Origin of the sequence: Bacillus sp. EKM202B (genome assembly GCF_011066025.1) — a bacterium.
Lineage (GTDB): Bacteria > Bacillota > Bacilli > Bacillales > Bacillaceae_G > Bacillus_A > Bacillus_A toyonensis.
In genome coordinates, this window is sequence record NZ_JAAMNK010000039.1 from 20,913 (window position 1) to 37,176 (window position 16,264).

12 protein-coding genes, 3 pseudogenes and 1 riboswitch are annotated in these 16,264 nt (G+C 34.1%); of the genes and pseudogenes, 6 read left to right on the forward strand and 9 right to left on the reverse strand.

Annotation, left to right across the window (positions count from 1 at the left end):
* Positions 1-75 precede the first annotated feature (75 nt).
* Entirely contained in the window at positions 76-417 is a 342-nt protein-coding gene (locus tag G9F74_RS26450; RefSeq protein WP_000067655.1) for a zinc ribbon domain-containing protein YjdM, read from the forward strand.
* Positions 418-1,013: 596 nt separating this feature from the next.
* Here G9F74_RS26450 and hfq read toward each other — a convergent pair.
* The 4 genes and pseudogenes from hfq to G9F74_RS26470 all read right to left on the reverse strand — a co-directional run bounded on the left by hfq (position 1,014) and on the right by G9F74_RS26470 (position 7,122).
* A pseudogene (gene hfq / locus G9F74_RS26455) lies at positions 1,014-1,201 on the reverse strand (RNA chaperone Hfq).
* A gap of 592 nt (positions 1,202-1,793) precedes the next feature.
* Entirely contained in the window at positions 1,794-4,190 is a 2,397-nt protein-coding gene (locus tag G9F74_RS26460; protein ID WP_165406326.1) for a discoidin domain-containing protein, read from the reverse strand.
* 133 nt (positions 4,191-4,323) lie between these two features.
* Positions 4,324-4,409, reverse strand: a riboswitch (cyclic di-GMP riboswitch).
* Positions 4,410-4,892: 483 nt separating this feature from the next.
* Positions 4,893-5,464 (reverse strand): annotated as a pseudogene (locus G9F74_RS26465) (recombinase family protein).
* Positions 5,465-5,913: 449 nt separating this feature from the next.
* A complete protein-coding gene (locus tag G9F74_RS26470; protein ID WP_165406327.1) occupies positions 5,914-7,122 on the reverse strand; it encodes an RICIN domain-containing protein in 1,209 nt (402 codons plus the stop codon).
* 667 nt (positions 7,123-7,789) lie between these two features.
* Here G9F74_RS26470 and G9F74_RS26475 point away from each other — a divergent pair.
* The gene (locus tag G9F74_RS26475) at positions 7,790-8,392 is read left to right on the forward strand and encodes a DUF2975 domain-containing protein (protein WP_070189835.1); all 603 of its coding nucleotides are present in this window, start codon (positions 7,790-7,792) and stop codon (positions 8,390-8,392) included.
* Between the two features lie 22 nt (positions 8,393-8,414).
* Positions 8,415-8,639 (forward strand): helix-turn-helix domain-containing protein, encoded by a 225-nt coding sequence (locus G9F74_RS26480; protein ID WP_070189834.1) that lies wholly within the window; start codon positions 8,415-8,417, stop codon positions 8,637-8,639.
* A gap of 501 nt (positions 8,640-9,140) precedes the next feature.
* On the opposite strand, the gene G9F74_RS26485 is transcribed toward G9F74_RS26480, so the two are convergent.
* Both G9F74_RS26485 and G9F74_RS26490 read right to left on the reverse strand, forming a co-directional pair.
* Positions 9,141-9,509: a hypothetical protein gene (locus G9F74_RS26485; RefSeq protein WP_165406328.1), complete on the reverse strand. Its 369-nt coding sequence runs from the start codon at positions 9,507-9,509 to the stop codon at positions 9,141-9,143.
* 24 nt (positions 9,510-9,533) lie between these two features.
* Positions 9,534-9,986 carry a helix-turn-helix transcriptional regulator gene (locus G9F74_RS26490; protein WP_165406329.1) on the reverse strand — a complete coding sequence of 151 codons (453 nt, stop codon included), beginning with the start codon at positions 9,984-9,986 and terminating at the stop codon, positions 9,534-9,536.
* A gap of 435 nt (positions 9,987-10,421) precedes the next feature.
* Between G9F74_RS26490 and G9F74_RS26495 the strand changes: the two genes are divergently transcribed.
* Positions 10,422-12,095 (forward strand): M4 family metallopeptidase, encoded by a 1,674-nt coding sequence (locus G9F74_RS26495; RefSeq protein WP_165406330.1) that lies wholly within the window; start codon positions 10,422-10,424, stop codon positions 12,093-12,095.
* 274 nt (positions 12,096-12,369) lie between these two features.
* Here G9F74_RS26495 and G9F74_RS26500 read toward each other — a convergent pair whose 3' ends face one another.
* Both G9F74_RS26500 and G9F74_RS26505 read right to left on the reverse strand, forming a co-directional pair.
* Positions 12,370-12,888, reverse strand: a complete 519-nt coding sequence (locus tag G9F74_RS26500; RefSeq protein WP_002114535.1) for an NAD(P)H-dependent oxidoreductase — start codon at positions 12,886-12,888, stop codon at positions 12,370-12,372.
* 11 nt (positions 12,889-12,899) lie between these two features.
* A complete protein-coding gene (locus tag G9F74_RS26505) occupies positions 12,900-13,601 on the reverse strand; it encodes a pirin family protein (RefSeq protein WP_165406331.1) in 702 nt (233 codons plus the stop codon).
* 127 nt (positions 13,602-13,728) lie between these two features.
* Between G9F74_RS26505 and G9F74_RS26510 the strand changes: the two genes are divergently transcribed.
* The gene (locus G9F74_RS26510) at positions 13,729-14,628 is read left to right on the forward strand and encodes a LysR family transcriptional regulator (protein ID WP_016106952.1); all 900 of its coding nucleotides are present in this window, start codon (positions 13,729-13,731) and stop codon (positions 14,626-14,628) included.
* 261 nt (positions 14,629-14,889) lie between these two features.
* Here the strand turns inward: G9F74_RS26510 and G9F74_RS30245 are convergent.
* Positions 14,890-14,997, reverse strand: a pseudogene (locus G9F74_RS30245) (IS6 family transposase); the annotation flags it as partial.
* A gap of 287 nt (positions 14,998-15,284) precedes the next feature.
* Between G9F74_RS30245 and G9F74_RS26515 the strand changes: the two are divergent.
* Positions 15,285-16,264 (forward strand): IS4 family transposase (locus tag G9F74_RS26515; protein ID WP_165406332.1); only part of this gene is annotated, 980 nt, incomplete at its 3' end.

Below are 16,264 nucleotides of genomic sequence, written 5' to 3' on the forward strand. Positions count from 1 at the left end.
ACGAAGTTGTAAAAAGGTAATTAAAAAATTTTTATATATTTAGAATGAATGATAACGAGTGGAGGAAATAAAAATATGTCTAATTTACCAAATTGCCCAAAATGTAATTCAGAATACATTTACGAAGATGGAAATCTTTTTGTTTGTCCAGAATGTGCTCATGAGTGGACTTTAGAATCAGAAACTGAAAATAGTGAAGATACAAAAGTGATTAAAGATGCAAACGGAAATATCTTAAACGATGGTGATTCTGTAACAGTAATTAAAGACCTTAAAGTAAAAGGAACTTCATCAGTCGTAAAAATAGGTACAAAAGTAAAAAGTATCCGTTTAGTAGATGGAGACCATGATATTGATTGTAAAATTGATGGTTTTGGAGCTATGAAATTAAAATCTGAATTTGTTAAAAAGGTTTAAATTGTGGGTTTAATAAAACAGAGTTAATTTGAAAGCCAATGAATGTACAGCATTTTAATAGAAAGACCGCATTCATGATAAGATTTTTTGAATGAGATCTTTCTATTTTTTTGAACTTATCTCAGCCATACCTGTATTTCAGTTGGATCAGTGAATTAACGGAAAGATAAGAGGATAAGACGATAAATATCGTTTTGCCTCTTGTGTTATTTTTATGAGTGGATCCAAAAAGAAGGAATCGTTGCCGTACCCCTACTGGACATGGAACCTAATTTAACCTACAAAATTTGTGTAGGAATGTAGATACCATACCCCCTAATAAAAACAGCAAAAGGTCATATTATAGAAATATAATCCAGTCTATGACCCGTTTTTACACGTATCTCGGCTGAACCCCAAAAAGAATTACTTATATTATAATTTAAAAATAATATAAATAAATTGAGAAAATTTCGAATGACTTGAACATTATTACATACTTAATTATAATTGATTTGAAGTTGAAGTAGTAATCTGTCATCTATTCCTTCACTTTAAAGAAGATTGATCTCAATCTTCTTTTTTTGTATTTGCCTCTCCCCTCGAAAGAAAAAGAATTACTTGATAATAGTGGAAATTGCTTGTTTGTAAACCAGTTGTTGCTTACCATGAACCATCATAAGAACGGTAAATTTATCCGTTGCAAGGATCTGCCCACGTATTGGAACACCATTCTGTAAAAATACAGTAACTTCCCCTTTTTCTCTTTCAATTGTTCATACATATCTTCTTGTAAGTTATACATGAAATGCGCCCCCTTTTTGTATTTACTTTTCTTTTAATACTTGCTACTATACAACAATCGTATCACATTTAAATGTAAATACCGCTCTAGGTACATATTTCGCAAGAAATCTATCAAAAATATAAATAAAATGTCCATTTTACATGAAGTAGTATCCAAAACTGAAGATACAGTAGCCATTAAGCGGATTAATTAGGCATAAAATAAAATGTAGACTATGGATTATGTATTTTATTAAATATTATGGTACGTGAAATAGAGGGGTTTAATACAGAATTGATTTGTTATTTAAGCCCCTACATTACAACGCATGTAAATCGGTTTGGAAAATATCATATTGATTCAAATCGCAAACCAGAAAAACTTCCATTTGAGCTTTCAACTTTTTCAAAAAATAAGGTGTTTATTTAAAAGTTAAGTAGATAAAAACGTAGGAATATTTAATTCTTACGTTTTTATACGTTAATCAGTTCCTTTACTATTACAATTCCTCAAATTCATCAATTTCAGCTTTACGCTTTAAAAATATATAGAAAAAAGACTGTAGCAAACATATAAAATACTTTTGCTACAGTCCCCATTCATCTTTCAATTAGTTATTATATAATTTTATTTCTGAAGCTGAAGCAAATCCACCGCTTCCTGATACCACTTCAAGCTTTACATACCCGGCATCTACTTTACTGAAACTTGCATTCTTTGTAAGTTTATTATTTTCCCAATTTCCAGTAGCAACCTTTGTAAAGTTAACTCCATCCAAACTTGTGTATATATTATAACTAGTTATGTTACCATTATAACCACCATCTTGTCTGGGAACATAAGCTAATTGCGATATATTAGTAATTTCCTTAAGCTTTATCGTAATGTATGGAGCTTTATCACTTCCATCCCATAACGTATGCCACATTGTCGTAGAGTTTCCATCAACTGCATTTGTAGCAGCATCACCCTTTGCATTTTGTTGACTTGAGAAACCTGAAACCGATAAACTTGTATGCGGTATCAATCCTACTACAGTAGTATCAGTAAACTTTAAGTTAACAGCATCACTTGCTGGATTTGAACCAACAGCAAACTTTCTAACTGTTAAAGTAACATTTCCAGTTAAATCCGGTAAATTAGGAGCAGCTGGATTATATTTTGTCCAATTCGAACCTTGATCGATGCTGAATTCCATCGTACCGTCTATACCAAAAACTAAATTCGCATCATCATTTGAAGAAACTTTAACTTTACCAGCTTTTTCAATAGGAATTAATAAAGGCTGCTCTGTTCCAATCACTCTTGTTAAAATACCATTCGTTGCATTGATTGCTGAGATTTCTTCATTGCTAAGAAGCATATCATTGCTTGTAGCAGCTTTATACGTTTTTCCACCATCAATACTGTATTCCGTATCAGTTTTAATTCCCATTAATTTTCCTGCATTAACTCCATCAAAGCTAAAAGTAGCAAGGCACAACCCTAAACTTGGCATTTGGGCTTTTATATTATTAGCTACTTGTTTTTGATTGACATTCGTTATTGTGGAGAATGCATTTAATATATTTAAAGTATATTGCTGAATCTTAGCTCTATCACCTGTATTCAGAACATGGCTTCTAATTTGAGTAAGAAGATCCATCATAGCTCTTGGCTCATTAGCAAAAGCAGAAACTATACTGTTATTTAATTCTTGCCACATAGCATCTGTTACATTTGGATTTTGTAACGTGAAAGAAACGTAATCTTTCCATACTAAAACATTATTTGGTAGCATTTTAGTAGCTGTTTTATAAATTGCACTTTTCTTAGCTGGTGAAGATATCGCCTTCGCTAACCATCGTAATCGCTCTGATTGATCTAGTTTTACTGAATCACGTGCAGCATCTTCAAATAGTAACATGTACGGTACTTGATTTTTCAGGCTATTATCTGACCAAGGAATAACAGTGACATCATGACGATTTGATTCACCCCATCCGGATATATCATTTCCTAAATGCCAAGAAGATTGGTTGTCATTCCATATGAGTGCGCAATGTCCAGGTTGTCCAACAGGCATCGCTGCCACACCAAAGGCTTGGCTTACTTGCGTACCAAACTTTGAAATATTACCGCATACCCCGCCAAATCTGTAAATGGAAGAAAGATTCCAACCTAAACCGTAGAATGCATCATTTCCAGCGTGAATGCTAACTCCATCTTTGTTATGTTCTTCATATTTAATTAAATATGCACTTTTCCCTATCTTATCTTGGCTTTTAAGATCTGGATGTTCCGTATTAATCATATTTCTTGCCCAAGTTAAATCTTCTTCAGGTGACCAAGTATTCACTACTAATCTTAAATGCCAAACATCATATGTTCTAAAGCAAGGAAGTAACTCATTATTTTGATCTGCTGATTTATAATGTTGATACCTCGTTAATGGATTAATAGGTTTATTGTTTGTCCAATATTTTATAGGTTCAGCATGAGCTAACGATGTAGCTATAGCTAATTTTAAATACAATCCTTGGTGAGAATCTGCATCCGCATTCCATATTGTATTCCATATCTCAAGTGCATTTACAGGATTGTTTCCTGTGGGACTGCCACCTTCAAGGTATGTATTCATCACATCTGTATTTTTCATAGTCCAGCTAAGAAATTTCTGATGCTCAGCATCTTTTTTAGCGAACGTATTCATTGCTGCAGCACCTGTTTGTGAGATCAATTGCCACTGAGCCAAAGCTGCTGCAAATCCTGGGTCTGCAAGCTTATTTTGTAAACCCGCTCCAGTGATATTTCCAATTTTCACATTCAGATACACTGTGAGATAACTCAAATGACCCTCAAAATTTCCATTTGCAATTGCCTGATCTGTCTTTTGGTTCAATGTTTCTAGATTGAATGTTTCTTGATTGGATGGCATCGTTGCAGCTGAAACTTTTGTATACGGAATCGTAGCAACACTCCCTAAAATAATTGGCATAGTTAATAATAAAGATGAAATCTTTTTCAAAATAAGTCCCCCTTGTTTTGTTTTTGACCTTTGACTGCTGCATTATCTTCCTTTATATAAAATAATTCCCCACACCTAAAGGCATGAGGAATTAAACAGCCAACATGAATAAAATTTGGTAGTTTCCTAACCTTTCGGCAACTGGCTGACATAGTGCAATACACCTTTGTCCCTATAGCTTTGCGCCATTAACTTTCACTAATTTTGCCTTTATCGAATTTCATTATCGGATGGAATCATAACAAAATTCAAAATATATTTATATATTTTGAAACTTATTAAATCAAATTTCATTTAATAATGTGGTAATCCTTAATTAAGGAAAAAATTCTTCTATAGTTTTTTACCACTAGTTATTATCGTTACGGTTCATCGTGTTACATCTAAAATGATAAATAAAACTTTCACGAAAAAAAAGAATTGTTATGATTCAAGTCATTTTTCTTCCGTAGGATAGAAAAATGAAAGAGTAGAGATGGAAAGTGCACAAACAAGAAGAGTGAGATAATTCTAAATTTTCAGAAAATTAAATCCGAAGGGGTTTGTGTCCACTCTCTCTATAATTAAGATTTTATCACTAGAAATAAAATAAAACAACAAAATTCGCATAAATTCGACATTTTTTTCGTGAATTAAAAGAGTACGGAAACGATTCAAAGAATAACCCACTAGAAATTCTCCAATTTCGGCGGGTGTTTTTTCTTATACTTTGTCTTGTAGTTTCCTATATAAAGCTGATCTTGAAACATTGTTAATTTCACAAATTTGTTTCACTGTCATATTCCCTTCTTCATACAGCTTAAGTGCATAATTCATTCCAGCATGCTTTTCATGATATTTTTTAACTCGCCCTTGGTACTTCCCTTCTTTTTTGCAAGATCTATTCCTTCGCGCTGATGCATACGAATTAAATCCCGCTCCAATTGATTTACTCCACCCATTACTGTCATCAAGAAATGACTATATGGATTTTCTTCAGATAAATCCAACCATGTATATTTTAATGAGTTTAAGTTACCTTTTTTACTTTTTATGTAATCAACTAATTCAAATAAATCCCTCGTACTACGAGTAATCCGAGTTAAATCTGTTACATAAATTGTATCGCCTTCTCTAAGATCATTTAACATGTTTTGAAGTTCAGCTCTGTCTTGGGTAGCACCTGACACCTTTTCTTCATATATAATGTCTATTCCAATTTCCTTCATTTGTTGTAATTGTCTCTTTGGGTTCTGATCAACAGAACTTACTCGTACATAACCAATTTTTCTCATATTCTACTCTCCTATTTTGAAACAAGTCATATGGGACATCTTGAAGTGCCATTATACCAGGTTCAACAAAACGTCCCAATAGGGTTTACTTAATTGGGATGGGTTTTTTTAATACTCAAATGGAAAGATAGACATTAAATCCACCTCTTCAGTTTCTTCTTTAGAATTCATTACGACTTCTTTATGTTCAAAAGACATACTCGTTAGTATTGAAAATGCTACTAAATTTGCTAAAAAAATTTTTTGTAAATTCTTCTCTCCTCACATCTATTCCTATTAAATATCACCAGTGGGAATATTTAATAGGAATAGAAATACTTATTTTATCATTTGAAGTAAACAAATAATTGTAACAAGGGAAACCCCCTCATTTTTTGAGGGGGTTTCATCACTTCACTCCGCCTTGCTTCTCCACTTACTGTAGAAATTTATCGCAATAGATTTTCTAATTATTTTTCAATTTTTCTTGTTACTGTTTGATCAGGATTTTTTACAAGCCAAGGATCTGAAACCAATGAACCATCTGCTCTCTTTAACGTATATTTTATTACTTGTTGATATTTTGAAAATCCTGTTGTTTTACCAGGGGCACTTATAAAAACATGGTCAGTTGTTGTTTCCTTTGATTCCGTATTACTTGTACTAATTTCTGTTTGTAATGTTCTTGAAATCTCTGATTTAAGTGATGCAGATTGTTGTCCAAATTTTAATCCTAAATCTACTCCGATCTTCATAGAAAGCGTGTCCGTCATCTTTTGTTGATCTGTAGAAGTCACACCTACTTTATTTGTAGTTTTATCAGGGGCACCATCAGGAACAACCTTTGAATATATTCTTTCCCAATATTCTTCTTTTACCAAAGTATAATATGGAGAATTGTGTATTTTTGTATAATCACTCGCTTGATTATCATTTACCATAATACAAGGTATTAAAGATGCCCCAACAACAGCAGACTCTGTTTTTTCAGGTAATTCTTGATCAATAGGTCCACTATTATTATACTCTGGAACTTTTGGTCGACTTCCTATAGCTGGTAAAGTTGGTAATGAAAAAGTATCGTAATCAAAACCTGGGAATGGAGATGGTAAACCTGATGCTTCAAGTGGATTCTTAGCAATGTTAAATACCCTATTTGAATCAGAAGGATTTGCTTCATCCAGATCTACATGCTCTACATGTTCAGATGCCCACGTATACGCATAAGATGCAACTTTCTGATTCCCTTGGTTCACAATTTCGTAATTATTATATCCTTTGTCTCGTAAATACCATTGTTCAGTAGGGGAACCAGTCCAACTCCGTTGTAGCAAAGGCCCATCCCAAAGCAATGCCTTGCGATCACCATAGGTAGCAGAAGCCCCACCAAATGTTACAGGTTTTCCACTATTTTTATTTACAATTGCATAATTTTGTCCATCAAGTTTAAAAAATACAAATTGTTCATTGTCACCACGGTTTCCATTCCATAAAAGAATCGCTCTATTATTATCACCAGAATTTCCAGCTACATCCCAAGCTAATCTCGGATCAGCTTTCAAATGAATAGAATAATATCGATTATTATCTGGAGCTGCTTCACTTACAGGAGCCCAGATAGATAGACTCATTGCTCCTACCGCTAACCCTGCCATGACTTTTTTTGATATTGATTTCATGATATTCCCCCCTAGTTTTGTCAGTAAGATTCCTACAAGATTACAAAAAATGATATTATATTGTACATTGCTTATACTTGTATTGCGAAATAAGATCACTTTTGCCATGTAGAAACCTAAAACACTGTTTTTACAAATATGATACTTTTGTGATTCGAGATCTCCTTTTTAAAATAACTGAGTATTAGGAAAATTCAAATCGACATAATGTTACTTACAACTGTACTACACTTTTATTCGTGTAATCTTCTCCTTTCTTAGTGGTCATACCATTTACGCTTTTATTAAAACATTAAATTTTTAATGCGTAAATAGTAGAATTTTGTCAATTATATTTAACAATTCTATTATTACGTATTAATGATAGTGAAAATATTATACTTCTAAAATTACTGTTTCATTTCGTTTAAGCAATTATAATAGTTACAACTTGATATATCTAATGAAAAAACCAAATATTTCAATCCACAAAATATATTTAAATTGGTTTAAATGTTATTAATATAATTTAATCATACCCTGCATATCAATTCCCGTTATTTGGATATGCAAAATTGCATATTCTTTTTAATGTTAATCATTATATTTTTAATTTTAATCATTAAAAATATAATGATTAACAAAGGAAGGAGTGCTATATTAATAAAAAAGAAATGGAGTGAAAAATATGAATCAAGCTAAAGATTATATTGGTTTTGAAAAAATACTGAAATTTTTTCAGGGTTTATTTAACATTTTTTATTGGGTAGTTATTATTGTAATGCTTTTATCATTAGGTGTAATGATTACAGCAATATTTGTTCCGCTCGATACCTTACATGACATTTTAACTACAAAAGGAACTACTTTTAATCTATACTTTAATTATTCCTCTCATGAAATTGATGCAAATCATATTCAACATACAAAAATTAGGACATTGATCATAAATAACTGTATAATATATGAAGTAATTCTACTAACATTATTATTTATCACTATACAACTAAAAAGAATTGTACAGTGTGTAAGAAATAAACAACCTTTTTCTAAAAATTGTATTAAACACATCCAATATTTAGCATATGGAGTTATTATTTATAGTTTTATCTCCGGATTATTAGATAACATTTGGGGTTTATTACTTGTAAGGACACTTCAACTGTCTAAAACCGTAATTTCTCTTAATTTTAATTTTGGAATGATGATAATGGGATTTCTAATTTTATTTTTGTCTCATATTTTTAAATATGGTGCATATTTGCAAGATGAATATGATTCTACTTTGTAAGTTTTACGAGAGGTGCTATTTTATGGCTATAATTACACGATTGGATAGGGTATTAGCAGATAGGAAAATGCAATTGGGAGAATTAGCCGATGCTGTGGGAATATCTGTAGTCAATTTATCCAATCTAAAAACAGGTAAAGTAAAAGCTATTCGCTTTTCTACACTTGATGCAATTTGTAGGGTTTTAAAATGTCAACCTGGAGATATCTTAGAATATACGTATTCTGAAAATGATGAAGAGGTATAAAAAATTTATAGTTTTTTTCTGTTAGCTATAATTATGATAAGTCGTTTATAAATTCATTGAAGTGTTAGGCTTAGGATGGGTTCTGTTGCAAATTTTATTGGTATTAAAATGGACAAGGAATTTGTGATCAATTATTATGCAATTATAAAAAATTTTTCAATTCATTGCACGTCGAAAAACAGGAGTCTGATTTAAGACTCCTGTTTTGTTTGTATAAGGGGTACGAAAACGATTCAGAGCATGAGGAATCTTTCTGGAAAATAAATACAAAAATAATAAGCTAATAATTTAAATTAGGCTTTTATATCCCTAATTTAAATTATAAATAAATCATCAGCCCATTGTAACTTTAGGAGATAATTTGCGTAGTTTTTAAATGATAAATTGCATATAGATAGAAAAAGGCACTCGAGAATAGAGTCTATACTCCTTTCTCGAGTGCCTTTTTGATGCGATAAACGCTCAACCTTTATAAAATAAATTGATATTCTAAATCCGTAATTATTTTTCCCCTTCATTTTGATTGAATAGGAAATACGCTGCTAAAAATACTGCAGGTACGTTAATTGCAAGTGCAACATTATTTAAAAAATCAGTTGTCTGTGAAAACACAATAATCAATGATGTTACTGCGACAAATAATGGAATTGTCTTATTTATATTTGTGACTAGTTGTTGCTTGTGAAAATGTCTTAGTATGAAATAAATACCTATTAAAATTGGTGAAGTAAGAAATACTCCCCAATATCCCCATGCATCTTCAATATACCAAGGGAAAAAGTCCATACGTGAAGTAAAGATAAATAGATTTAGTATGATAGTTCCTACTAATATACTGTTTAATATAATGACTTTCTTGTTTTTTCCCATTGCAATTTCTCCTCTAAAATTTAATTACTCGTTAGTTAATTCGTGAAAACGATTCATAACATCTTCCTCTTCAAACGTGCTATACCAACGATACTCACTATCATCTAAAATGCGAAAATGCTGACTAATCACATTTTGTTGTACTCGAAACTTTCCTTTTTTCGCAATCTCATTCCAAAACATTTTTCCACCTAATGTTTTTACTTTTGGAGTATTCATACCATCGTGAGCTAGTGTTTCAATTACTTCAAAAGGTTCTTCTCCTAAAATATGTTTTAAGATTTGACTATCCTTAAATAAAGCACAAACTACGACTGCATTCGTCCAACCAATGGATCTTCTTTCTTTTTCAATTTGAACCAGTGTCTTTTTAGAAATGCCTAGAACAGTGGCCATTTTTTCTTGAGAATATCCCCTTTCAAGACGAATCAGTCGAGCATTCTTAGAAATCAAATCAATTACAGTTTTTTTATTCAAATAACATCACCTTCAGGAGTTAGTGTTTATTTCTACTAATAGTGTAATATTACACCATTAGTAACCTTTTGTAAAGGAGAGACATAATGGGGTAATATTTACATTAGTTGATAGTTGTTTATGTCTCAAAAAGTGTGTTTTTTAACCTTTCTAATCTCCGCTACTGTTTATTGCGTGATTTTGTTCTTCTACTACACACCCCCTTTATCACTTAAAAACTACGCAAATTATCCCCTAAAGTAACACAGATTGGCCCCACATACCCAGAATCATTTCCATATCCCAACAAGAAATGGGAAAAATCCCTAAAATATGAATAGTGAGAAAATTTAATATATGCAATTATGCATTAATGACTACAAGAATACGTTTTTTTTGTATACTCCCTAATAAGATGCATCTTTATTATACGTAGTATTAAGAGGAGAGATAGAAATGAAGAAATCCGTCGTTACATTACTAACAACCGGAATGGTTTTAGGTGCTCCATTTTCAAGTGCCTTTGCAGCAGAACAAATATCGCAGCAAGAAGCTTTGGACAAAATGGAAGTCGTTCAAAAAAAGTGGAATGATGAACAAGGAAATCCGTCTTTCCTTTCAGGAGAATTATCTGATGAAAAAGTAAATTCAGAAAAGTCGGTAAAATCATTCCTTGAAGAAAATAAGGAATTATTTAAAATCAACCCACAAACTGACTTAACACTGAAAGAAGTACAGTCAGATGATTTAGGAATGAAACATTATGTGTACATTCAATCTATTAATAAAGTTCCAGTTGATGGTGCACGTTTCATTGTTCATACAAATCGTGATGGCAAAGTAACAACGGTAAACGGAGACGTACATCCCGCTGCCGCTGACCGTTTAAAAGGAAATACAAAGGCAAAGATTTCAAATGAAACTGCCCTTTCAAATGCATGGAAACATATTAATCTAGCAAAAAAAGATACATTTGTAGAAACAAGTGGGACTCCGTTAGAACAGATGAAAGAAACCGCAAAATCTACAAATGAAAAAGCAGATTTAGTTGTTTATGAAAAAGACGGAAATTATTACTTGGCTTATAAAGTACAATTACAATTCATTAAACCTTATGGAGCAAACTGGAAAATCTATGTAAACGCAGAAGATGGAACAATTGTAAATTCATATAATGCAGTTACAGATGCAGATACTCCGCAAAAAGGCTATGGCAACGGCGTATTAGGGGATCGAAAAAGCCTGAATACAACTTATAGCAGTCAATATGGAAAATACTATTTAAAAGACACAACAAAGCCGATGAACGGTGGCGTTATTGAGACAACTACAACTAATCATGGCACTGATTGGCAAAATCCAAGTAATTACAATTTATTCGATACAGATAATGCTTGGATAGATAAGAGCCAAGCTCCTGCAGTTGATGCTCATTTTAATGCAGGAAAAGTATATGATTATTATAAAAATGTTCATAACCGTAACAGTTTTGATGGAAAAGGTGCAACGATTCGTTCTGGAATTAATTTCGGAACCAACTACAATAATGCATTCTGGAATGGACAACAAATGGTATATGGTGATGGCGATGGTGTTCAATTCGCACCGCTGTCAGGTTCTCTTGATGTTGTTGCACACGAACTAACACATGCGGTAACTGACAAGTCAGCTGAGCTTGAATACCTAAATCAATCCGGGGCACTAAATGAATCTTTTTCTGATGTATTTGGATATTTCGTTGATCCAGCCAACTGGGATTTAGGAGAAGCTGTAACTACGCCAAAAGTTGCAGGAGATGCACTTCGCAGCTTATCAAATCCTGAAAAGTATGGCCAACCTGCTCATATGAATGACTATCAATATTTACCACCAACAGAAGAAGGAGACAATGGCGGCGTACATATCAATAGCGGTATTCCAAATAAAGCTGCTTATTTAACAATTAATGCTATTGGTAAGGAAAAAGCAGAAAAAGTCTACTACCGTGCTTTAACAACGTACCTTACACCAACTAGTGATTTCAGCAAGGCACGTGCTGCATTATTACAATCTGTTGCTGATTACGATGGCGTTAATAGCGCGACATATCAAGCTGTGCAAAAAGCTTGGAATGACGTAGGAGTAAAATAATAGTTTCATTGATAGAAAAGTGTAAAAGGACACGCTTGCTAGGAGTATCTGACAAGAGTGTCCTTTTTTCACTGTATTTTTTATCGTATACTTTATTTTTTCTCTTCACGAGCTAAATCGATTACAACATCTTTTCCATCAATATCTTTTAATAGGGGTCACCATACATGCGCATCAACTTAAGAACGGAAACAAAATGAACTTTTGTTCAAATAAACTAAAAAACTCTTAAGATACTCTTTATCCTTAAAAATGGGCACGTCAGTATGCCCATTTATGCCAAGAGACTTTCGGCGAATGATGCCGTTTCTTGGTCCAACTCTTGATCAGATAGATATTTAACTCCGTATAACACGTTCAGTAAAGTATATTTCCCCTGCACCCGATGAATCGTCACCTCAAACGGTCGAATCAACTCCTCTACTGGAAACAGATTGATTCCATCCTTTTGATAGTATTCCCTTGCTCCACCAGTTGTGATGGCAAGAATAAATTCCTTATCTTTTAATTTGTCTCCTCCGGGACCGAAAGCCCAACCAAACTCAATCACATCTTCGAGCCACTTTTGAAGCATGGCCGGGACACTGTACCAATGTAGAGGGAAAAGAAAAACAATCCGATCATGTTCAAGTAGAAGTTGTTGTTCTCGTTTGATGTCAATATTCCAATCCGGATACGTTAGGTACAAGTCATGTACAGTAAAGTCGGAACGCTCTTTTACTAGAGCCAATATACGTGCATTTGCACGGGAAATACCAAGATTGGGGTGTGCTACAATAAGCATTGTTTTCATTGTTATTCCTCCTAAGGTAAATCAATAATAAGCAACTTCGAATCCTGATTAGCCTGTATCGTCAATAGATCAATATCTGTTATTTGTGCGGCATCACCTGATCGGAGAGTGAAGTTATGGTCCAGCACAACTTCGCCATCAATCAAGTAGAAATATGTCCGGCGGCCGATTTTCGCCTCATAACTTAACAATTGATTAGCATCAAGCACAGACATATAAAACGTTGTATCTTGGTGAATATGCAGCGAATTCTCTTTATCCGAACCGGAAACGACGGGAAGTAAACAGTTCCGCATCTGATCCGTTTCAAATTTTCGCTGTTCCCATGAAGGGCTTAATCCCTTTTGATTTGGCATCAGCCAAATTTGCAATAATCTCATGGGATAAATGGGCGATGCATTGTAATTAAAATGCTCTATTCCCGTTCCGGAACTGATTCGTTGGATTTCTCCGGCGTGAATGAAATGAACGTCTCCTGCCGAATCGCCATGGCGTGCAATGCCCTCTAGAACAATTGTAACGATTTCCATTTCTTTATGCGGGTGAAGCCCAAATCCTTTTTCGGGTTGAAAAGTATCATCGTTAAACACCCGAAGGGGTCCATAGTTCATTCTATCGGGATTAAAGTACTCTCCAAAAGAAAAGCTGAATTTACTTTGGAGCCAACCATAGTCAGCCTTTCCCATGGTGTCTTGAATAATCACTTCAATCACGTCAACACCTCCTTCAATCGCTTGCGTGAGCAGCTTCTGTATTGAAAGGATACCACGATAATTTCGAGATGAAAAATATCTAGTTTATTGATATACTATATAAAAAAAATATGAATGGTGATGTTTTATGGAACTCAGACAACTCAGATATTTTTTAGCGATAGCGAACGAGGGACAGGTAACTCGTGCGGCTCAACTTTTGAATATGGCTCAACCTCCTTTGAGCCAACAATTAAAGTCGCTAGAAGACGAGCTCGGAGTAACCTTGTTTGAACGGAGCGCTAGAAGGATGCAGTTAACGCAAGCCGGCGAATTATTGCGCGAGCGAGCAGAATCGATTTTACAGATGGTGACTGAAACCTTCACTGAGGTACGTGAACTCCATGAAGGAGTAATTGGCACATTGAAAATCGGGGCTGCCCCTTCCTGTAGTTCCTTACTTCCAAGGCAAATTCAATCCTTTCGAATAGCATATCCAAAAGTTAAATATCGCATTTGGGAAGGGGATCCAAAAGGATTAACCCAACGGCTTCAAAAGCGCGAGATCGATCTCGCTATAACAAGGTTTCCTTTGGAAACCGATTATGATCCCGCGTTGTTTGAAATAATACGTTTAAAAGAGGAGCCATTTCTTGCAATCCTGCCGTACAGCCTTGATCTGGACCGGACGGCTTCCAGCATTCGCCTGAACGACTTAGCAAAAATGCCGTTCATTCTATTGCAAAGTGAAAAGTCGACCGGAACTCACGATATAATCGTCGAAGAGTGCCGTCGACTCGGTTTTCAACCAAATGTCATTTGTGAATGCTCAAGTATTACTACCATCCTTAATATGGTAAATGAAGGAGTTGGTGTAACCGTGCTCCATGAGGCAATCGTGTCCAATATTCAATTTCCAATCAGTGTAAAGAAGCTTACGGCAACTTCAATTAGTTCGGAAATCTGTCTCATTTTTTTAAAAAACCGTCTTCTCCCTAAAGGTGCCCAACTATTTATTGAGAGTTTCGTAGACAAAGAGTTAATTTGAGAGTTTCTAGATTTTATCGTGTGGTTATACTTAAGCAAAAGGGCGCTCCGTAGAGTGCCCAGCTTGTTAAAAGCTTTTCTATTAGGTGAGCAATCAAAATTCAAAAAGGTTGCTTGTTTGGCCACATAGTAATTCGCCGTTAGAATGTACTTTTGAAAAGATAGCATCCGATGTCTCATGGGATAAGAGGTAAAATAAGGTTCAAGTGCAAATATAATCGAATTTGAAAAGAGAGCGACAGATGCCGTTAGGAATCCACTGTTATGCAATGAAACCGAAGAGCGTATTGATAAGTTGTATCTGATTTCGAACAGACTTCTGCCCTTGAAGAGTTTGTCCCTTCTTGATCATATGCATAGTTTCAATACCACAAAACGTTGTTTACGCGGTTTGGAAAGACTGAAATTCAAAGGACTCGCTCCCATCGTCATCAAGTTAAGAAATACATTCTTCCTCAAAACGAAAAAAACGAGTTGAATTCACATAAATAACTGTGGAAAAATTAAAAATTTTGTTTAGGGGGTACTTCAAGACCTTAGCTTGATGGCGATGTGTTGTGACCCCATCACTATCAAGCTAACAAAACAAAATACCCCCTAAAATGAAAAAATACGCTATGCTTTCTGTAGAATCATAGGAAAGGATGGCGTTTTTGTATGTCTATTTCTGTATCTGATGAATTACAACTATTTGCTCAAGAAATTCAAAGCTTCTTATCCCCAAATATCTTACGAGATTTTGCTAGAGATGTTGGTTTTGTTCAACGAACCAGTAAGTACCAAGCAAAAGATTTAGTCGCTTTATGTGTATGGATGAATCAAAATGTCGCTACGACGTCTTTAACTCAGCTATCTAGCTGTTTAGAAGCATCGACAGAAGTGCTCATCAGTCCTGAGGGACTGAATCAACGATTTAATAAAGCAGCCGTCCAATTTTTACAACACACACTATCCGAACTACTAAACCAAAAATTGACCTCATCTATACCGATTGCTTCTCCATATACTTCTGTTTTCAAGCGTATTCGTATTTTAGATTCAACTGCATTTCAACTTCCAGATCTTTTTTCGTTTGTTTATCCAGGTGCAGGAGGATGCAGCCATACAGCGGGAGTAAAGATTCAGCTTGAGTATGATTTATTAAGTGGACAGTTCCTTCATATTCATACAGGTCCAGGTAAACAACATGATCGAACCTACGGTTCCCTGTGTGCCCCAACTGTAACAGCGAATGATTTATGTATCCGAGATTTAGGTTATTTCCATTTGAAAGATCTTCAACATATACAAGATAAAAAGGCTTATTATATCTCACGTATCAAATCGAATACACGTATTTATCAAAAAAACCCTAATCCTGATTATTTTCAAGATGGCAGAATCAAGAAAGGTACAGAGTATATCCAGATAGATATGGAGGTTTTAATGAACTCTCTTCAACCAGGACAAACATATGAAATATCCAACGCTTATGTAGGAATGACGGATAAAGTCCCAACTCGTGTGATTATTCATCGACTAACAAAAGAACAAAAACAAAAACGATTACAAGATCAAACTGTAAGAGAAAAAAAGAAAGGAATGAAGTATTCTGCTCGTAGTAAACGACTTAGCGGTATCAATGTATATATGACAAA